22 protein-coding genes and 1 tRNA gene are annotated in these 18906 nt (G+C 69.8%); 8 read left to right on the top strand and 15 right to left on the bottom strand.

Annotated features, from left to right (window positions below; all coding sequences use genetic code 11):
• Window positions 1-222 precede the first annotated feature (222 nt).
• The 6 genes from VFO68_RS25240 to VFO68_RS25215 all read right to left on the bottom strand — a co-directional run bounded on the left by VFO68_RS25240 (window position 223) and on the right by VFO68_RS25215 (window position 4663).
• Window positions 223-1197 carry a hypothetical protein gene (locus VFO68_RS25240; protein ID WP_325160865.1) on the bottom strand — a complete coding sequence of 325 codons (975 nt, stop codon included), beginning with the start codon at window positions 1195-1197 and terminating at the stop codon, window positions 223-225.
• On the bottom strand, window positions 1194-1628 hold the full coding sequence (locus tag VFO68_RS25235) for a hypothetical protein (RefSeq protein WP_325160864.1): 435 nt from the start codon (window positions 1626-1628) through the stop codon (window positions 1194-1196). Before VFO68_RS25235 ends, VFO68_RS25240 begins: the two co-directional genes overlap by 4 nt.
• 11 nt (window positions 1629-1639) lie before the next feature.
• On the bottom strand, window positions 1640-2914 hold the full coding sequence (locus tag VFO68_RS25230; RefSeq protein WP_325160863.1) for a hypothetical protein: 1275 nt from the start codon (window positions 2912-2914) through the stop codon (window positions 1640-1642).
• Window positions 2911-3765, bottom strand: coding sequence for a hypothetical protein (locus VFO68_RS25225; RefSeq protein ID WP_325160862.1), 855 nt, complete (start codon window positions 3763-3765; stop codon window positions 2911-2913). Before VFO68_RS25225 ends, VFO68_RS25230 begins: the two co-directional genes overlap by 4 nt.
• A 17-nt stretch (window positions 3766-3782) precedes the next feature.
• Complete coding sequence (locus VFO68_RS25220) at window positions 3783-4313, bottom strand: YbaB/EbfC family nucleoid-associated protein (protein WP_325160861.1); 531 nt, start codon at window positions 4311-4313, stop codon at window positions 3783-3785.
• 80 nt (window positions 4314-4393) lie between these two features.
• Complete coding sequence (locus VFO68_RS25215; protein WP_325160860.1) at window positions 4394-4663, bottom strand: hypothetical protein; 270 nt, start codon at window positions 4661-4663, stop codon at window positions 4394-4396.
• A 77-nt stretch (window positions 4664-4740) separates the two neighbouring features.
• Here VFO68_RS25215 and VFO68_RS25210 point away from each other — a divergent pair, with 77 nt between their 5' ends.
• Both VFO68_RS25210 and VFO68_RS25205 read left to right on the top strand, forming a co-directional pair.
• Window positions 4741-5274: a DUF6817 domain-containing protein gene (locus VFO68_RS25210; protein ID WP_325160859.1), complete on the top strand. Its 534-nt coding sequence runs from the start codon at window positions 4741-4743 to the stop codon at window positions 5272-5274.
• Window positions 5271-5861 (top strand): class I SAM-dependent methyltransferase, encoded by a 591-nt coding sequence (locus tag VFO68_RS25205; RefSeq protein ID WP_325160858.1) that lies wholly within the window; start codon window positions 5271-5273, stop codon window positions 5859-5861. Before VFO68_RS25210 ends, VFO68_RS25205 begins: the two co-directional genes overlap by 4 nt.
• Here the strand turns inward: VFO68_RS25205 and VFO68_RS25200 are convergent.
• The 3 genes from VFO68_RS25200 to VFO68_RS25190 are packed head-to-tail and all read right to left on the bottom strand — an operon-like array spanning window position 5851 to window position 8531.
• Window positions 5851-6756, bottom strand: coding sequence for a glycosyltransferase family 2 protein (locus VFO68_RS25200; protein WP_325160857.1), 906 nt, complete (start codon window positions 6754-6756; stop codon window positions 5851-5853). The genes VFO68_RS25205 and VFO68_RS25200 overlap by 11 nt on opposite strands.
• Window positions 6756-7568: an ABC transporter ATP-binding protein gene (locus VFO68_RS25195; RefSeq protein ID WP_325160856.1), complete on the bottom strand. Its 813-nt coding sequence runs from the start codon at window positions 7566-7568 to the stop codon at window positions 6756-6758. The genes VFO68_RS25200 and VFO68_RS25195 overlap by 1 nt, the downstream gene beginning before the upstream one ends.
• Window positions 7569-7583: 15 nt before the next feature.
• Window positions 7584-8531 carry an ABC transporter permease gene (locus VFO68_RS25190; protein ID WP_414635567.1) on the bottom strand — a complete coding sequence of 316 codons (948 nt, stop codon included), beginning with the start codon at window positions 8529-8531 and terminating at the stop codon, window positions 7584-7586.
• Window positions 8532-8788: 257 nt separating this feature from the next.
• Between VFO68_RS25190 and VFO68_RS25185 the strand changes: the two genes are divergently transcribed.
• Window positions 8789-8965, top strand: a complete 177-nt coding sequence (locus VFO68_RS25185; RefSeq protein WP_325160854.1) for a hypothetical protein — start codon at window positions 8789-8791, stop codon at window positions 8963-8965.
• Between the two features lies 1 nt (window position 8966).
• Here the strand turns inward: VFO68_RS25185 and VFO68_RS25180 are convergent, their stop codons facing one another.
• Window positions 8967-9542, bottom strand: a complete 576-nt coding sequence (locus VFO68_RS25180) for a bacterial proteasome activator family protein (protein WP_414635566.1) — start codon at window positions 9540-9542, stop codon at window positions 8967-8969.
• Between the two features lie 92 nt (window positions 9543-9634).
• On the opposite strand from VFO68_RS25180, the gene VFO68_RS25175 reads away from it, so the two are divergent.
• On the top strand, window positions 9635-10837 hold the full coding sequence (locus VFO68_RS25175; protein ID WP_325160852.1) for a cysteine desulfurase-like protein: 1203 nt from the start codon (window positions 9635-9637) through the stop codon (window positions 10835-10837).
• Between the two features lie 3 nt (window positions 10838-10840).
• Here the strand turns inward: VFO68_RS25175 and VFO68_RS25170 are convergent, their stop codons facing one another.
• Window positions 10841-11821, bottom strand: a complete 981-nt coding sequence (locus VFO68_RS25170; protein WP_325160851.1) for an NAD(P)H-quinone oxidoreductase — start codon at window positions 11819-11821, stop codon at window positions 10841-10843.
• A gap of 163 nt (window positions 11822-11984) precedes the next feature.
• Between VFO68_RS25170 and VFO68_RS25165 the strand changes: the two genes are divergently transcribed.
• Window positions 11985-13544 (top strand): M28 family peptidase, encoded by a 1560-nt coding sequence (locus tag VFO68_RS25165; protein WP_325160850.1) that lies wholly within the window; start codon window positions 11985-11987, stop codon window positions 13542-13544.
• A 107-nt stretch (window positions 13545-13651) separates the two neighbouring features.
• Here VFO68_RS25165 and ypfJ read toward each other — a convergent pair whose 3' ends face one another.
• On the bottom strand, window positions 13652-14569 hold the full coding sequence (gene ypfJ / locus VFO68_RS25160; protein ID WP_325160849.1) for a neutral zinc metallopeptidase: 918 nt from the start codon (window positions 14567-14569) through the stop codon (window positions 13652-13654).
• 617 nt (window positions 14570-15186) lie between these two features.
• Here ypfJ and VFO68_RS25155 point away from each other — a divergent pair.
• A complete protein-coding gene (locus VFO68_RS25155; protein ID WP_325160866.1) occupies window positions 15187-15615 on the top strand; it encodes a MarR family winged helix-turn-helix transcriptional regulator in 429 nt (142 codons plus the stop codon).
• 16 nt (window positions 15616-15631) lie between these two features.
• Window positions 15632-15716 (top strand) — tRNA-Ser (locus VFO68_RS25150).
• 368 nt (window positions 15717-16084) lie between these two features.
• Here VFO68_RS25150 and VFO68_RS25145 read toward each other — a convergent pair.
• A complete protein-coding gene (locus VFO68_RS25145) occupies window positions 16085-16363 on the bottom strand; it encodes a DUF2277 domain-containing protein (RefSeq protein ID WP_325160848.1) in 279 nt (92 codons plus the stop codon).
• Window positions 16364-16623: 260 nt separating this feature from the next.
• Between VFO68_RS25145 and VFO68_RS25140 the strand changes: the two genes are divergently transcribed.
• Window positions 16624-18459, top strand: a complete 1836-nt coding sequence (locus VFO68_RS25140; RefSeq protein WP_325160847.1) for a bifunctional metallophosphatase/5'-nucleotidase — start codon at window positions 16624-16626, stop codon at window positions 18457-18459.
• Window positions 18460-18508: 49 nt separating this feature from the next.
• On the opposite strand, the gene VFO68_RS25135 is transcribed toward VFO68_RS25140, so the two are convergent.
• Together VFO68_RS25135 and VFO68_RS25130 are read right to left on the bottom strand one after the other, a co-directional pair.
• Window positions 18509-18670, bottom strand: a complete 162-nt coding sequence (locus VFO68_RS25135; protein ID WP_325160846.1) for a hypothetical protein — start codon at window positions 18668-18670, stop codon at window positions 18509-18511.
• On the bottom strand, window positions 18667-18906 hold a 240-nt coding region (locus VFO68_RS25130; protein ID WP_325160845.1), incomplete at its 5' end, for a D-glutamate cyclase family protein. The genes VFO68_RS25135 and VFO68_RS25130, both read right to left, overlap by 4 nt.

Raw genomic sequence — 18906 nt, 5'->3', positions numbered from 1 at the left:
GGGCCGACGTTGACGGCGCTGACTGTGCCGGCCACGGTGTCGACTCGGCCGCGGGTGGCGTCCAGGCGTGCGGCCATGGTGTCGATGGCGTCGACGCTGACTCCGACGCCGTCTGCGCCGCCGCCGCTGTGGTGGCGGGGGTGGCAGGGTCGGGCCCGTGGTGGCTGGGGCTTGCCTGCGGGCTGTGGTGGGTGCTCCCGCTCGGGTGGCGCCGCCGGCCGGTCATCCGGATGCCGCCAGGGTGCCCTCGACCGGGACGGGCTGGGCCGAGGTACGGATGTCGGTCAGCTCGCCGGCCGGCACGACGGTGCGCCAAACCCGGTAGTCCACTTCGGACAGTCCGAGGTCGCGGGCGGTGATGAAGTCCTCGTCCACCAGGTGCAGCACCGTCCCATCCGGACCGCGACCCAGGATCTCGAACGTGGCGCCCTTCCAGGAGCACAATGTGCGCACGAAGGTCAGCTCGTCCACCTCGACGTGGTCCACGAGCTTGACCGGACTTCCGGCGTTGTCGATGAAGTCGCCCGGCGCGGCCATACCGGGCATCGGGTGCAGCAGCAGCTTGCCCGGCCCGGCCAGGTCGACGTCGAAGTCGGCGCCCTGGTAGCGCGCGGTGAACCCGCGCCGGACCAGCGGGGGCAACGGCACCGGCGGGCTGAACCACGCCGCCTCACCGAACGCCGGCTCGTCGGGGGACCGTTCCCAACCGAACACCCGGCCCCGGTAACGACCCAGCCGCCGTTCGCTCTCGGCGCCGTCCCGGACCCACAGCTCCGCCGCGAACGGCAGTTCGATCAGGGTCAGCACGTACTCCGGCATCGGGTTCTCGCCCGGGAAGTACCCGGTCCCCAGGAACGGCGGCGGGTACACCCGGGCGACCCCCATGTCGGCGGCCACCTCCCGGTTGTTCGACCCGAAGCTGGTCCGGAACGGAAAAGTGTGGCTGGCATAGAACTTCAGGAAGTACACGGCGTCGGTCGGCCCCCACCCGGGGATTTTGTCCAACCCGTACTCACGCACCAGCTGCCCGGTGGAGAACCCGACCGTGTCCTGCGCCCGCCCGGCGAACCCCTGCACCCGATGCGGCTCGAACCGCCCCGGCACCACCACATTCCCCAGGTACAGCCCCGCGATCCCGGGCTTCACCGGCAGATGCACCACCGTGGACCCATTGATCCCAGCCGGCAGGTCCTTCATCTCGCCCCCTCCTGCCGTTCCCGCCACGGCCCCAACGCATCCTGCCGAACCTCATGAATATCGTGCACCTGCTCCTTGGGCACCCTGGCATCGAAGCAGAACCTGTCGTCCCGCCAGAATGTCGACCCTGGGTCGCTTTCCGTGCGGACGCGCCATTCCTCCGCAATCTTGCGCCCATTGCTGCCCTCATAGGAGATCCAGTACAAGGTCCCGTCGATCTCCCGGTTGACCCGGAACGGCTCGCCAAGGTACGTACCCTGCGCCGAGAAGAAGTACCACTCATCCAGTTCATCGATCGGAACACGGGCGACCTGATGCCCGGTGTCCTCGTCCCACAGGGTGACCTGTCCTTGGCGTCCGCCGTTCGCGTTGTACCGCTTTCCTCGATACATGGCGCGATATCCGGAAGGGAACTCGCTAGTGTCTTCCATTCACCCGACTCCTACCGCAGGTCGAACCAACCGCGGCCGGGCAGGTTCACCCCGACGAGGACCTCGGTGCCATCCGGCCGAAGCTCCCACATCTCTATGCGGTCGTCGTGTTTGCCGGTGGCAAGCTCCCATTCCGGCAACCCGGAACCCGTCGCGCCCCCATCGGTGTAGCCGGTACCGAGGAATGGCGGATCCCACGGCCGAAGCTTGGTCGAACCACTGATGGCCTGCATGTCGGCCGCATCTACCGGATTGGTCGAACCGAAGCTGGGATCAAACCTGGACACGTCGTCAGAGGCGGCAAAACGGAGTTGGTAGGCCTCCGTGGCACCGGCCTTGATCGGGGACCAGCCTGCACCGGCGTCGTCCAGACCCAGCTTCTCCCGGAACTGCACCGGTCGGTCGTACTGTGCGGTGTCGCTGCCCCGGGCGACCGATCCACCCAGCTCGTCGGCCCGAAGGTCCCTGGTGCTGCCGGTATCGGGGTCGGTGAAGGTGGTTTGGTTGCGCAGCATCGCGTCGGCGAGTTCCGGCTTGACCACCTTGGTCATGACCTCGCCGGGGGCCACCTGGAAGCCGTTGCGGACGTCGGCGACCTCGACGCGGTCGTCGTGGCTGAGGGTGGCGGTCGGGGTCTGGGTCTTGGGGATGTGCGCGTCCGGGTCGTAGCCCTTGGCGGCGGCGATGTCGCGGATCTGCTGCTCGGTCGAGGTGGTCGCGGTGTCCAGCGCGTGCCGGGGGAACTGCGGGGTCAGCTCGCCGGAGTCGGCGGTGTTGCCGAGGTTGTTGCGGGGCGGTCCGCCACCACCGGGCGGCGGGGGCGGAGCCGGGGTGGACGGGGCAGCCGGCGGGGTGCTGGTGGTCGGGGGGCGGCTGCTGGTGTCGATGGTGGCGAGCGCGGCGGCGCTGGTGGCCTCGTTGCCGCGGTAGGCCTCGGCGGTGCCGCGGGTGCCGGCCTCGGCCTGCTCGACCGCCTGGCCGGCGCGGGCGACCTGCTCCTGGGCGTGCCGCACGTGGCTCCGGGCGGCGCCGGTGAACCCGGAGCCGACGATGCCCATGCTCTGCGGTCCGACGTTCACCCCGTTGACGGTCGACGCGACGCCGGACACCCGGCCCCGGGTGGCACGCAGCCGTCCGGCCATGGTGTCGATCGCATCGACGCTGACGCCGACCCCGCCGGAACCGCCGGAACCGCCGGAACCGCCGGAACCGTGCGGCCGGTGCGGCGTGGCCGAGGAGGAATGGGACGACGGACCACTCGAACGGTGTCGCCGCCGCCCGGTCATGGTGTGGCCTCCGCCGCCGGCATCGAGTACGGCTTGGCACCCTGGTAGGCGCCGTAAGCCAGGTCACCGGCCATGGCGAACCGGTCGAGCCCGTCGGCCAGCCGCGCCATGGCCTGGCCCAGCTCACCGAGCCGCCCGGCCTGCCGGCCCAACCCGCCGAGCAGCTTGCTGATCTTGCCGGCGATCTTCGACGCGGTCATCGCCGCGCGCGTCCCGGCGTAGCCGCAGTACGCGGCGATCGAGCTGCCCAGGCTGACCACCGCGGACGCGACCGCGATCAACGCACCCTTGACCAGCTCGGCGACCACCGAGGAGATGATGTCGAACACGATCCCGCGCAGCGTGCACACCAGCATCCCGGAGACGCCGACCACGGCCGCCGTCCCGTCCAGCGTGGAGCCCAGCGCGTCCAGCTCCTCGGCCATCTGACCGACGCTGGACCGGTAGCTGTCGGCGGCATGCCCGGTCCAGTCCGACACCGTGGACAGGTCCTGCCGGTGCTCCTCGGCGATCATGTGCATCTCGAGGGCGGCCGACTTGAGCTCGTCGATGTTGGCGTTGATCTCGTCCGGGTTACCGAGCAGCGCGTCCAGCGGCTCGCGCAGGAAGCTGATGTGCTCGAGCAGCCAACCCACGCCCGCGGTCAGCACCGAGCCGAGCGGGTCGATGGCGAACCCGACCGTGTCGGTCACCACACCGAGGGCGCTGAGGCCGACGTCGAGGACCTTCTCACCCTCGGACTCGGCGTCGCTGGTGATGGAGCTGACCAGTCCGGCATAGCTGTCCACGATCCCGGCGCCGGTGGTCGCCGTGGTCGTGGGGTTCACCGAGGTGGCGGCACCGTCAGGCATCTGTCCTACTCCCTAGCTCACCAGTCGTCGCGCTTGCCGAAGATCTGGTCATCGCCGAATTCCTCATCGTCGTCATCGCGTGCGGTAGAGCGTGGACGATGCGGACGGCTCGGCGGTTCCGCCGGACGAGCCGCCGGCGGCTCCGACTCGTCCGGCGCCGCGGTGAAGGCGTAGCCGGTCCGGCCGGCGGGCTCCGGCTCTTCCTCCTCCTCCGGCGGGATGAAGCCGGTGACCATGCGCAGCGACTCGGAGTCCTCCCCGGCCAGCGGCGCGAACGCCTCGGCCACGTGCACGGCGGCCGCACGCTGCGCCTTGCGGGCCAGCTGCATGATCTGTGCGGCGAGCTCGCCGCCGGACCCGCGCAGGGCCGCGTCGCTGATGGACAGGTCGGTCAGTGCGCCGTTCGGAGCGACGGTGACACGCAGTGACCCGTCCGGGGAGGCTTCGGTCGCCCCGGCCGCCTCGAGGTTCACCTTGAACTCGGCTGCCTTCTGGGCGACCTCCGCGACCTTGGCCTCGAAGCTCGACAGCCACTCCTCGGGCGTCACCGACTCACCCCTTACCTCCGGCGCATCTCTCGCGAGAGAGTGTCACACCATTTCGGCCGGGGTGCGGGGTGTTTCGCCCACTACGCGGTGAACCCCCGACCGCGCCGCGCCGGGCTGCCGTACACCTTGCCCAGCGGGGGTAGATCGTCGAGGTGGGCGGACACCACGTGGCCGAAGTTGATGGTCACGGTGCTGCCGTCGGCCAGCTCGGTGGCGTCCACCTCGCCGGAGTTCATCATGGGTCCCAACCGGCCGGACATGCTCTTCGCGCCGCGTTCGGACAGCGCGAACACCAGCGGCTCGGAGCTACCCGTGACGTGCAGGACCAGGGCTCGTGTCGAATCACTCATAGTCCCGACTTCAGCAGCGCGATACGTTGCGGACAACCAGATTCGCCCTCAGCGGATCTGCCGACAGCGGAGCTGCGATGATCGAGATCGAGGAGTTTCTCATCGCCCGGGGGGCCGCCGAGCTGAGCCATCCTGGGGGAACGCTGCTGGCGCACCTGCGCCGCACGCACGACACGCTGGCGGGCTGGGGCGCGCGGCCGGCGCTGCGGCTGGCCGGCCTCGCGCACGCCGCCTACGGCACCGACGGGTTCCCGCGGGGTCTGGCCGAGCTGACCGAGCGCCCGGCGATGGCCAGCCTGATCGGCGAGGAGGCCGAGGAGATCGTCTATCGGTACGGCGCCTGCGACCGGGACTTCAGCTACCCCCGGCTGGCCGGCTCCGGACCGCCTCAGCTCCGTGACCGGTTCACCGGAGCGGTGACCGAGCCGCCGGTCAGGCACGTCCGCGACCTGGTCGAGCTGACCTTCGCCAATGAGCTGGACGTGCTGGCGCACGCCGACGAGCTGCGCGTGGCGCACGGGGACGGGTTGCACCGGCTGGGCGTCGCCTGGCGGGCCTACGCGAGCGAGCCGGCCTACGCGGCGTTCACCGAGTTCTTCGGCGACCGATGACGGTCAACCACAACGACCACTACCACCGGTTCCTGCTCCGCAAGGTGCCGCCGCGCTGCCGGCGGGCGCTGGACGTCGGCTGCGGCAGCGGCACCTTCGCCCGGCTGCTCGCCCGCCGCGCCGAGGCGGTGGACGCGATCGACCGGTCCGCGGAGATGATCGCCGCCGCCCGCGCCCGGAACACGGACCGGATCACCTACCGCGTCGCCGACGTCCAGGAGATCGAGCTGACGCCGGGCGGCTACGACTACATCTCCTGCATCGCCGCGATCCATCACATGCCGTTCGCACCCACGATCGGACGGCTGCGCGCGGCGCTCGCGCCGGGCGGGGTCCTCGCGGTGCTGGGACTGTCCCGGCCGACCTGGACCGATCTCGCGGTGGCCAGCGTTGGTTTCGTCCCGGACCAGGTCCGCAAGCTGGCCGGCCGGCGGCGCGGCGTCCCGGCCGAACCGCCGCCGCCGATCATGGATCCGGACCTGACCCTGGCCGAGATCCGCGCGCAGGCTCGCGACCTGCTGCCCGGCGCAGTGATCCGCCGCCACGTGTACTGGCGGTACTCGATGGTCTATCGGCTCAGCGCCTGAAGAACCGTTCCCGCCGGCCCTGGCGCACCAGCCGCAGCCACTCCCGGAACGCCTTCGGGTCGCGCTTGGTGCCGAGGAAGTACAGCGCGAACCGGGCCAGCTCGAGCATCCCGATCTTGCGCAGGCCCGGCTGGGCGAGCAGGTAGCCGCGGTTGCGGTAGGTGTAGTACCGCTTGACCTCGTTCTCCGGGTCCTGGGCGTGCAACCGTCCGCCGAGCATCGGCTTGAACTCGTCGGAGCCGTCCGGGTGCAGGTAGACCGCGCGCAGGCAGGTGCCGAACGGCAGCCCGGAGCGCACCAGCCGGCGGTGCACCTCCACCTCGTCGCCCCGGAAGAACAGCCGGTAGTCGGGCACGCCGACCACGTCCAGGGTGCTGGCCCGGAACAGCGCCCCGTTGAACAGCGAGGCGATGCCGGGCAGGAAGTCCTCGCCGAGATCGGCCGCGGTGCGCTTCCAGGTGAGCCCGCGGCGCAGCGGGAAGGCCAGCCGCTCCGGTGTCTCGATGTTGGCCACCACCGGCGACACCTCGGCCAGCCCGCGCTGCTGCGCGACGGTGAGCAGGGTGTCCAGCACGGTCTCGTCGGCCGGCCTGCCGTCGTCGTCGGCACACCAGACCCACTCGGCGCCCAGCGCCAGCGCGTGCAGGATGCCGAGCGCGAACCCGCCCGCCCCGCCGAGGTTGCGCTGGGACACCAGATAGGTCGACGGCACCGGGCAGGACTCCACGATGTCGCGCGCCGGGTCGTCCGGCCCGTTGTCGACCACGACGAGGTGGTCCGGCGGCCGGGTCTGCGCCGCGATCATCTTCAGCGAGTCGGTGAGCTGCTCGCGGCGGTGTCGGGTCACCACGACAGCCACCACGGCATCCGCGGCGAGCCGCGCGTCGCCGGTCATCAGGCTTCGCCGTTGCTCATGGCCGGGGACAGCCCGAGCCGGGTCAGGGTTTCCTCGTCCATGTGCTGGAAGGGATCCCGGCCCTTGTAGGCCGTGATCACCTCACGCAACGAGCCGCGCATCTTCATCTGGCCCTCGTCCATCCAGATAGCACTGTCGCACAGCTCGAACAATAGGTCGTCCTGGTGCGAGGCGAACACCAACAGGCCGGAGCGTTTCACCAGATCGACCAGCCGGTCCCTGGCCTTGTTCAAAAACGCCGCGTCCACCGCGCCGATGCCCTCGTCCAGCAGCAGGATCTCCGGGTCGATCGAGGTGACCACGCCCAGTGCCAGGCGCACCCGCATGCCGGTGGAGTAGGTGCGTAACGGCATCTGCAGGTAGTCCCCGAGCTCGGTGAACTCGGCGATGTCGTCCACCCGCTTCTGCATCTCCCGGCGGGTCATCCCGAGGAACAGCCCCCGGATCATGATGTTCTCGATGCCGGAGATCTCCGGGTCCATGCCCACGCCGAGGTCGAAGACCGGGGCCACCCGGCCGACGATCCGGGAGTCGCCCCGGGTCGGCTCGTAGATCCCGGCGAGCAGCCGGAGCAGGGTGGACTTGCCGGCGCCGTTGTGGCCGACCAGGCCCAGCCGGTCGCCCTCCTTGATCGACAGCGTGATGTCGCGCAGGGCCTCGATGATCGGGGCCTTGTTCTCCGTGCCGATCTTGCCGCCGACCTTGCCGAGCACCTTCTTCTTCAACGAACGTGACTTGGCGTCGAAGATCGGGAAGTCGACCGAGGCGTTCCAGACGTCGATGCTGACCATGTCGAAATGCCTCACTCAGACCCAGTAGGACACGCGGGAACGATAGTTGCGCATGGCGAGCAGCGTGGCCGCCCACCCCACAACGGTAATGCCGAGCACCACCAGCCAGCTTCCGATGCTGACCGCCTGGCCGATCAGCGGGGCCCGAAGGATCTGGACGAAGTGGTACAGGGGGTTGAAGTAGATGAACGGAAGGGCCCAGGACACCGAGTCTCGGCCACCGCCCGCGTACAGCTGGTCGATCGGCCAGACGATCGGTGTGAGATAGAACATCAGCTGGATGATCGAGCCGACCAGCTGCGGGAAGTCGCGGAAGCGGGTCGAGATGATGCCGAGCAGCAGGGTCACCCAGCCGGCGTTCACCGCGAGCAGCAGGAACGCCGGGATCGCGCTGAGCGTGTACCAGCCCAGGCCGGGGTGGCAGATGGCGGTGGAGGCGGCGTCGCAGGCTCCGTCGTCGAGCTCGTAGGGATGGTCGATCGCGCCGAAGAAGATGATGACGATGACCAGGTAGACGAGCATGTTGTGGCCGAACATGATCGTCTGCCGCCAGGTGGTGCGCAGCGCGTACACGGTCAGGGGCGCCGGCAGATGGCGGATCAGGCCCTCGTTGGCGATGAAGGTCTCCATGCCCTCGGTGAGGCAGCCGCTGATGAAACTCCAGATGATGAATCCGGTCACAATGAACGGCAGGAACGTGGGCAGGTGCAGCCCGAACAGCGTCGAGTAGAGCAGGCCGAGGCCGAGGGCGAGGACGCCCTGGCTGATCGTGATCCAGAACGGACCGAGCACGGACCGGCGGTAGCGCTGCTTGATGTCCTGCCACCCGAGGTGGGTCCACAGTTCCCGCTCGCGCCAGCCGCCGACGATGTCCTCGAAGGCGCGGGAGAAGCTGCGGCTGGGCGCGTGTGACCGCTGAGGGTCGGTCGCCGTACTTGTTGCAGGTGGCACGGCTAGCCACATTACCTACGCCTCGGCGCAACCCGTGCGGGCGGTGCGGCCACGTTCCGCGACGGCGGGAAAGCCCTGGTTAACACGCTGTTAACCGTTAACAGTTAACAGGCCGCAACTGGCAAAAACCTGTGTCCAGGATTCGTCATACGCCGGTACAAGATCCCACGAACCTGCTGTCTACTGTCCCGAGGGATCAACGCGTTCCACAGGCGTGGAGGTCTGAGATGGTGGGAATCCAGTGGTGGTTATCGGGGTATGACAGTCAGGTGCACGCCTTTCCCGCGGGGCAGGCCGGCCAGGAGTACGGCGCGGCCCTGTGCGACCACAGCGTGCCCAACTCCAAGATCACCTGCACTGACGAGGGCCGGCGCTGCATGGCCTGCATGCTGATGGTGGGCGACCTGCTGGCTGAACAGTTGGACCCCACCTGGCGCGCGTCCTGACCTACAGGTACTGACCCCGGATCCCCGGGCCCTCAGGTGCCTCACCGGCGCCCTGCGGCATCCCGGTCCCCGGAGGCAGGCCGCGCCGCATCTGCTCCAGCTGCACCCGGGCAGCCATCTGCTGGGCGAACAGCGCGGTCTGGATGCCGTGGAACAGGCCCTCCAGCCAGCCGACCAGCTGCGCCTGGGCGATCCGCAGCTCGGCGTCGGACGGGGTGCCCTCCTCGGTGAACGGCAGCGACAGCCGCTCCAGCTCGTCCCGCAGCTCCGGGGCCAGGCCGTCCTCCAGCTCGCTGATCGACCGCTTGTGGATCTCCCGCAGCCGGTTGCGGGACGCGTCGTCCAGCGGTGCGGCGCGCACCTCCTCGAGCAGCTGCTTGATCATCGTGCCGATCCGCATGACCTTGGCCGGCTGCTCGACCAGGTCGCCGACCGACTCCCGGCGGTCCTGCTCGTCGCCCAGGTCGTCGTCCGGACCGGGCAGGCGGGCGGCGCCGACCGGCCGGCCATCCGGCCCGACCACCACGACGTGTTGCGCCTGGTCGTTGCCATCGTTCGGCTGGTTCATCGGCTCCATCCTGCCCTCGTCGGAGACTGTGCCGAGCGATCTTAGGTGCCCCAGCGGACCCAGGAAACGCCGGTCTTCGTAGCCACTCTACGGTGTGGTGCATGGCGTTCGACGTCGCTCGGATCCGGGGACTGTTTCCCGCACTGGGTGACGGGTGGATTCATCTGGACGCGCCGGCCGGGATGCAGGTTCCGGAGCAGGTCGCCACCGCCGTGTCCACCGCGCTGCGGGCTCCGGTGTCCGGCCCGGGCGGCCAGTTTCCGGCATCCCAGCGGGCCGAGGCGATCGTCGACGCCGCCCGGCGCGCGGTGGCCGACCTGGTCGGCGCCGACCCGGCCGGAGTGGTGCTCGGGCCCAACGCGGCGGTCCTGCTGCAACGCCTGGCCGAAGCGGTCGGCGGCGGCTGGCTGATCGGCGACGAGGTGGTGGTGTCCCGGCTCGACCACCCGGCGAACATCGCCCCGTGGCTGCGGGCCGCGCAGCGGGCCGGCGCCACGGTGCGCTGGGCCGAGATCGACATCGAGACCTGCGAGCTGCCGGCCTGGCAGTACGAGAGCCTGGTCTCCCACCGCACCAAGGCGCTGACGGTCACCGCCGGCTCCGGGGTGGTCGGAACCCGGCCGGACCTGAACAAGATCATCGATCTGGCCCGGGGGACCGGCGCGCTCGTGGTCGTGGACGCCTCGGCGGCCGCGCCGTTCGTGCCGCTGGACATCGCCGCGCTCGGCGCCGACGTCGTCGCGCTGTCCGCCACCGCCTGGGGTGGCCCGGCCGTCGGAGCGCTGGCCTTCGCCGACCCGGCCCTGCTGGACCGGTTGCCCTCCGGGGCGCTGGATCCGGGCGCGACCGGACCCGGCCGGCTGGAACTGGGCCTGCACGCCTACCCGTTGCTGGCCGGGCTGGTCGGCTCGGTGGACTACCTGGCCGACCTGGACGACGCGGCCACCGGCACCCGCCGGGAACGCGTCCAGACCTCGCTCGGCTCGGCCAAGGCCTACCAGGCCGGCCTGCTGGCCAAGCTGATCACCGAGCTGCGCGCGCTGCCGAGGGTCACGGTGATCGGCGACGCGATGCGCCGGATCCCCGCGCTGGCGTTCACCGTCGCCGAGGTCAAGGCGTCGTCGGCCAGCATGCACCTGGCCGAGCGCGGGATCTGCGCGTTCGCCGACGACACCCGGGCCGGGGTGCTGGCCGCGCTCGGTGTCGCGGAGGTCGGCGGCGCGGTCCGGGTCGGCCTCGCGCACTACACCACCAGCGGTGAGGTCGAGCAGCTCGTGGACGCGCTCGCCGAGCTGACCGCCTGAGGCTCAGCGAACCCGCAGCACCACCTTGCCGAACGGGTGCGCGTCCTGCATCAGCCGGTGCGCGTCGGCCGCCCGCTGGATCGGCAGCACCTCGTGCACGATCGGCCGCACCTCGCCGGTCTCGATCAGCGGCCACACGTGCTCGACCACCGCGGCGACGATCTCCGCCTTCTCGTCGAGCGGCCGGTAGCGCAGTCCGGTGGCGGTGAGGCTGGCGCACTTGCCGAGCAGCGCGCCGATGTTGAGCGTCCCGCTCGCCCCGCCCTGCATGCCGATCGTCACCAGCCGCCCGTGCCGGGCCAGCACGTCGAGGTTGCGGTCCAGGTAGGACGCGCCCATGTTGTCCAGCACCACGTCGGCGCCCCGGCCGTCGGTGGCCTTGCGCACCTCGGCGACGAAATCCTGGTCCCGGTAGTTGATCAGCACGTCCGCGCCGAGCTCGGCGCAGCGCGCCAGCCGGTCGTCGGCGCCCGCGGTCACCGCGACCATCGCGCCGATGGCCTTGCCGACCTGGATGGCATGCGTGCCGACGCCACCCGCGCCGCCGTGCACCAGCAGCACCTCGCCGACGCCGAGCTGGGCCACCATCACCAGGTTCGACCAGACGGTGCACGCCACCTCCGGCAGGCTCGCCGCGGTCACCAGGTCCATCCCGGCCGGAACCGGCATCAACTGGCCCACCGGCACCGCCACCCGTTCGGCGTAACCCCCGCCGGCCAGCAGGGCGCACACCGGATGCCCGACCTCCCAACCGGACACTCCCGGCCCGAGCGCGGCGATCGTCCCCGAGCACTCCAGCCCGATCACGTCCGGCGCACCCGGCGGCGGTGGGTAATGACCCTGGCGCTGCAACAGGTCGGCCCGGTTCACCGCGCTCGCGGCGACGTCCAGCAGGACCTGGCCGGGGCCGGGCTCCGGATCGTCCCGTTCGGCCCAGGTCAGGACGTCGGGACCGCCCGGTGCGCGCATCGTGATCGCATGCATGGCACGACCCTAACGTCGCCCGTCCGGGGCAAGACGAATAACAGTACGAAAGGAGGTATTGACCAGGCGCGATTATGCCGAAAGGGTGGCCTCGCCGGTTTGTGGCGATCGGGATCGGGGCGGTCGACCACCGGCACCCGTCCCGAAATGAAGGGGAAGCTACATGCCTTCTCTCAAGACATCCCGCAAAGTGCTGCTCGCGGGCCTCGCGGCCGCGTCGGCCCTTGCGTTCACCGCGGTACCGGCCTCGGCGCAGGCAGACCTGCCGGATGGGCCGGCACTCGCCCGAAACCTGGCCCGGAAAGTAACCGTCAGCGGAATCAACCGCCATCTCATCGCATTGCAGCGATTCGCCGACCGCACCGGCGGGACGCGCGTCGCGAGCAGTGCCGGCCACCAGCAGTCGGCCGAGTACATCGCCACGAAGATGGAATCCCTGGGCTTCGTCGTGACCCGCCAGGAGTTCCCGTTCACGTTCACCCAGACGCTCGCCGAGCGGATGACGGCCAACGGCACGGCCGTGCCGATCGACATCATGGTGTACAGCCCGTCCACCCCGGTCGGTGGCATCACCGCCCCGCTGGCCGTCGTTCCGGCGGACGCCACCCCCGGTTGTGAGGCCACGGACTTCACCGGCGTCGCCGGCAAGATCGCCCTGATCAAGCGCGGCTCCTGCACGTTCGCGGTCAAGCAGCAACTGGCCGCGGAGGCCGGCGCGGTGGGCGCGATCGTCTACAACAACGCGCCCGGCCCGCTGGCCGGCACACTGGGTGACCCGGCCGCCGGGCGCATCCCGACCGGCGGCATCACCCAGGCCGACGGCGAGGCGCTGGCCACCCAGGCCGGCGCGACCATCAACCTCGAGCTGCGCGCCCTGCGTGAGGAGCGGACCACGTACAACGTGATCGCCGAGACGCAGACCGGCCGCCACGACAACGTGGTGATGGCCGGAGCGCACCTGGACAGCGTGGTCGACGGTCCGGGCATCAACGACAACGGCACCGGCAGCGCCACGCTGCTGGAGATCGCGACGCAGCTCGGCAGCAACCCGCGCACCAACAACGCGATCCGGTTCGCCTGGTGGAGCGCGGAGGAGTTCGGCCTGCTCGGCTCGGAGTTCTACGTGACCTCGCTGGACTTCGAGGAGCAGCTGAACATCGCGCTGTACCTGAACTTCGACATGATCGGCTCGCCGAACGCGGCGCGGTTCGTCTATGACGGCGACGACTCCGACGCCGTCGGTGCCGGCCCCGGCCCGTACGGCTCGGCGCAGATCGAAGGCGCGTTCGAGGACTTCCTCGGCGCGACCGGGGTCGAGACCGAGGGCACGGACTTCACCGGACGCTCGGACTACGGCGAGTTCATCAACCAGGGCATCCCGGCCGGTGGCCTGTTCACCGGCGCCGAGGGCGTCAAGACCGAGGCGCAGGCGGAGAAGTGGGGCGGTGTCGCGGGCATGCCCTACGACCCGTGCTACCACCAGCGCTGTGACAACCTCGGCAACCTGGACCGGACGGTCCTGGACAGCAACGCCGACGCCGTCGCGTGGGTGACCGCGACCTACGGCATCAGCACCGAGGACATCAACGGCATCCCGCCGACCGCCTCGGCCAAGGCCGTCGCCGTCGCCAAGGCCAGCAACGCCAAGGCCCGGCTCGCCGCCACGGTGGCCGCTCTCAACCATGGCCCGCACGACAACGACAGTCACTTCGTGACCCAGTAACCCCGCCCCACCATCAGAGGACGCCTTCGGCCCCAAGCCGAAGGCGTCCTCTTCTCATGTCCCCGCGAGTCCCCACTTCCAGCAGGCGAGTTCCCGGTTCGGGCTGGTCAGCCGAGGTTGTTGGTGTCGAAGGTGTTGCAGGAGTTGGGGTCGCCGGACTCGTAGCCGGTGCGGAACCAACGTTCGCGCTGGGCGGAGGTGCCGTGGGTGAACTGGCTCTCGTCGACCCGGCCCCCGCCGAGCTCGCGCTGGATGTAGTCGTCACCGATCTTGGAGGCGGTGTCCAGGGCGCTGGCGATATCAGCTTCGGTGATCGTCCGGATCAGCGGTTTGCCGCCCTTCGACGCCGGGGTGGTGGTGGCGTGGTTGGCCCAGACGCCGGCGTAGCAGTCCGCCTGGAGCTCGAGCCGCACGGAGTCCGACGTCGGACCGCTGCCCTCGCGCACCCGGTTGGAGGTACCCAGCTGGTTCTGCACGTGGTGGCCGTACTCGTGGGCCAGGACGTAGGCCTCGGCGAAGGTCCCGCCCTGCGTGCCGAACCGGGAGGTCAGCTCCTGGAAGAAGGACAGGTCGATGTAGACCTCGGAGTCCGCCGGGCAGTAGAACGGCCCGACATCCGAGGTCGCGCTGCCGCACCCGGTGCTGACCCCGCCGCGGAAGAAGTTGGTGGGCGCCTGCTCGTAGGTGAGGTTCGAACGGGCGAACTGGTCCTCCCAGTAGCCCTGGATCGAGTTGATCACCGCGACCACGGCGCAGTCGTGGTTGGTGTTCGCGTCCTTGCCGGTCTTGCACTCGCTGGCCAGCTCGGAGTTGTTGACCTGTTCGCCGCTGCTCACGTCGCCGGTGCTCAGCGGCACGCCGCCGCCGACACCGCCGAGCTGGGACAGGACGAAGTACAGGATTGCGCCGACGATGCCAAGTCCGCCCCCGCCGAGCGCGACCCGGCCGCCGATGCCGCCTCCGCCGGACCCGCGCATGTCCTGTACCTGGGAGGTGTCGAGCGAGACGTCTTCGTTGAACTCCACGATGGTGACTTTAAGGCAGGTCACCCGTTCGCGCGTGCAGACAGAAAAGCACCTGGGTGTGGCGTGCTCCCATGGCGGCCACACCCAGGTGTCTAACGTTACGTAGTGGCAACGCGGCCGACGGGCCGGCGTGGATCCCCACCAGTGCGTCTGAGACGTCACCAGAACGAGGGGTTCAACATCGTCGACGTGCACGACGAGAGATGCGTGGGCGCACACGTGCACTCGTAGACCCGGCTACCTGCTGTTCGCGATCACGGCTAGTTCGATGGTCTCGCCTCAGCCGCGGGATTGCAGCTTTCGTCAGCCACTACGCCGGTGTTCAGCTCATCCACGGCACCACCTAATCCTCTCCCGACGGACCTTTGCGACCAGGGACCTCCGGCAGGTGCACCCGGCTCGCGTCGGCCAGCCGTCCTACTCAATATGCCCGCTCGCCTGGTCGGTCACAACCCCTTGCACCCCTCCTGAACTGGTGAAATCGACCGACACTGTCCGAAACGGACGGAGGGCGGTACTGACCGGTCAGGTAATTGAGAGGTTCCTGTGGGTTAACCGCTTAGCCTTGTGGGGTGACCTCAGCGATAACCGGGCCTCGCTGGCTCGATCCCAGCGAGATGCGGGCCTGGCGCGCCTACATCCTGGGCACCGAGTTGCTGCGCCAACAGCTGCACCGTGAGCTACAGGACGCTCACGGCATGACGATCGCGGACTACGAGGTGCTTGTTCAGCTGTCCGAGCGGACCGAGCGGCGGATGCGGATGACCCAGCTGGCCGGCCGCGTCGCCTCGTCCAAGAGCCGCCTGTCCCACCAGATCGCGCGCATGGAGAAGGCCGGCCTGGTCCGCCGCGTCGACTGCCCCGAGGATGCCCGCGGGGTCGTGGCCGAGCTGACCGACAAGGGCATGGCCCAGCTGCGCGCCGCCGCCCCCACCCACGTCAGCGGCGTCCGGGAACACCTGGTCGACCTGCTCACCGACGACGAGCAGGAAACACTCGCCACGATCTTCGAGCGCGTACACAAACACCTCGACCAACTGAACTGACTACCCTTACCCGCAAGGAGGCGTGGCAGAGCGGCCGATTGCACCTGTCTTGAAAACAGGAGACCTTCACGGGTCCGGGGGTTCAAATCCCTCCGCCTCCGCTTCAAGCCTCTGACCAGCAGAAATGCTGGTCATTGTGCGCTGGAGCGAGTGCACGGTTGAGCGGGCACAGCGCCGGCGCCGGCGGGCAACCAAGATTGGGCAGACTCCCCGCGAGGGTGTCCGCCAGTCGCGCCAGTCCTCCAGAGTTCCGCAACCGCTGGGCTCCGCCGTGATCCCACTGTCCGGATCGGACAGCGGCAGCCCGCCCTGACCCCAGAGACCACGGCCGTAGATCAGCCAGTCCACTGCATCCGCGGTCGACTTCGGCGATTTCCACTTCCGCCCGGGGTAGTTGCTGAACGCCAGCGACCACGGCAACATCAACAGACGCACCGGCCCGGCGCGGTTGCGCGGAGAAACGACTGCGTCAGGACTGGGTCTGGCGGGCCGCGATTCGGGCGCGGACCTCGGGGCGGCGCAGCGGTGGCAGGGTCGGCGGCGGCTGGCGACGTTCCGGCAGCTCCGCGAGCAGCCGGCGGGTGGTCTCGGTGACCTCCGCGACGGCGGTTTCGAAGGCCTCCCGGGTGGCGTCGGACACCGAGGCCACGCCGCTCACCTTGCGGATGTACTGACGGGCGGCCGCCTCGATCTCCTCGTCGGTCGCGGCCGGCTCCAGGCCGCGCAGCATCGTGATGTTTCGGCACACGTACTCAGCGTACGGCGAGGCACGTGTCCCGGTGTGCGCGAAATCGACGCGGTCCACACCGGACACCGGAATTCGGCGACGCTGCGCAGGCGAATGGACCGGCTCGGTAGCGGCGCGGCAAGCAATTCGGCAACAACAGATCCCCCCGCCATCTGGCGGCTATGCATATGTGGGATTGGGCGGGCAGGATGCATGCCGGCGACCGGCAGCCCCCCGGTCGACGCGCGTTCTAGCAGGGTGATGGAGGCGAAGTGTTTCGTGTGAGGTCCCTGTTCCGCCACTCCGTGGCACCGGTGGTCGCGGCGGGCCTGGTGCTCGCGGTGCCGCTGCTGCCCGCGCAGTCTCCCGATCCGGTGCCGGGCGGGATGACCGCGCTCTCGCCGGTGCTGGTGAACTACGACGTCAACACCGCGAGTCATGGCGTGGCGAAGGCGCGAATCCTGTCGTTCAACGACTTCCATGGCGCCCTTGAGCCGCCGCTCGGCAGCGGCGGCCTGGTGAACGGCGCCCCCGCGGGCGGCGTGGAGTACCTGGCGACATACGTGAAGCGGTTGCGGGCCGAGGGCAGGGCCGGTGGCCAGGAGGTGATCACCGCCGGGGCCGGCGACATGATCGGCGCGACCCCGCTGATCAGCGCGGCCTTCCACGACGAGCCGAGCATCGAGGCGCTGTCCAACCTCGGCCTGCAGGTCACCTCGGTCGGCAACCACGAGTTCGACGAGGGCGTGCTCGAGCTGATCCGGATGCAGCGCGGCGGCTGCCACCCGGTGGACGGCTGCCAGGACGGCGACGGCTTCCGCGGTGCGGACTTCAGCTACCTGGCCGCCAACGTGGTGGACAAGCGGACCCGGCTGCCCATCCTCTCGCCCATCGACATCCGGGTCGTGCAGGGTGTTCCGGTCGCCTTCGTCGGCATGACGCTCAAGGGCACGCCGACCATCGTCAACCCGGCCGGGATCCAGACCGTCGACTTCCTCGACGAGATCCAGACCGCCAACCTGTACGCCGACCTGCTGCGCTGGTTCGGGATCAAGTCGATGGTGTTGCTGCTGCACGAGGGCGGCCAGCAGAACCCGCCGCCGTCGACCCAGGACCCGTCCGGCTGCGCCAACTTCTCCGGCCCGGTGGCACCCATCGTCGCTGGGCTGCGCCCGGAGTACGGCCTGGTCGTGTCCGGCCACACGCACCGCTTCTACAGCTGCTCGCTGCCCAACTCGACCGGCGGCAGCACCGTGGTCACCAGCGCCGGGTCGAACGGCACCCTGGTCACCGACGTCTCGCTCACGCTGGACCGCAAGACCAGGAAGTTCGCCAGCATCGCGGCGCGCAACGTCGTGGTGGAGAACGGGGTTCGGCTGCCGGACGGTTCGTGGGCCAGGGACGCCGCCGGCAACTTCCTGCGTAACCCCGATCTGGTCGACGCCAGCACCAAGGGCATCGTGGACAAGTACCGGACCGCGGTCGCCCCGATCGCCAACCGGGTGGTCGGCGCGATCTCCGCGGACATCACCCGGGCGGCCACGCCGGCCGGGGAGACCGCGCTCGGCGACGTGATCGCCGACGCCCAGCTCGCCTACACGTCGTCGGCCAGCGCCCAGCTCGCGCTGATGAACCCGGGCGGCATCCGGGCGGACCTGTCCTTCGGGGCATCGGGCGGTGGTGAGGCGCCCGGCCAGGTGACCTACGGCGAGGCGTTCACGGTGCAGCCGTTCAACAACCTGGTGGCCACCCAGACGCTCACCGGGGCGCTGCTCAAGGAGGTGCTCGAGCAGCAGTTCGTGGGCTTCGGCGGGCAGACCAGCCAGAAGATCCTGCAGGTCTCGGCCGGCTTCAGCTACACCTGGGACGCTTCGAAGGCACCCGGTGAGAAGGTGTCCGGGATGACGCTCAACGGCGTTCCGATCGACCCGGCGGCGACGTACCGGGTGACCACGAACGACTTCCTGGCCAACGGCGGCGACGGGTTCACCCGCCTCACCGCAGGGACCGACCGGGTCACCGCGCCCGGCTTCGACATCGACGCGCTGGTCGCCTACCTCGGTGCCGGCGCGCCGGTGAACCCCGGCCCTCGGGACCGGATCCGGTTGCCCGCCTGAGGTGTTCGTGCCGAAGGGCCCGCGCGACTCGTGCGGGCCCTTCGTCGTCTCAGGCCAACAGGACGAAAACCGACGCGGTGGCAAGCGATCCCAACACGAACCCAGCCACGGTCAAGGTGCCGAACACCTTGGCCCGGCCGAGCAGCCAGGTGATCACCAGACAGCTGAGCAGCACCGCGAACGCGATGGAACTGAGGCTCTGCATCGTCATCCTCCGCTCCGGTAGCCGACCTCCGGGACGTCGGTGATGAACATGTGCCCCGGGGCATGGGTGATCGCGAACGGGATCTTGGACTCGATCAGCGCGGCCTGCGGGGTGACGCCGCAGGCCCAGAAGACGGGGACCTCGCCGGGGCGGATCTCGACGGCGTCGCCGAAGTCGGGGCGGTCCAGGTCGCGGATTCCCAGGCCGGCCGCGTCGCCGATCTGCACCGGCACCCCGTGGGC

Source organism: Actinophytocola sp. (genome assembly GCF_035712165.1).
Lineage (GTDB): Bacteria > Actinomycetota > Actinomycetes > Mycobacteriales > Pseudonocardiaceae > DASYTH01.
This window is presented reverse-complemented; position numbering and strand designations above follow the sequence as displayed.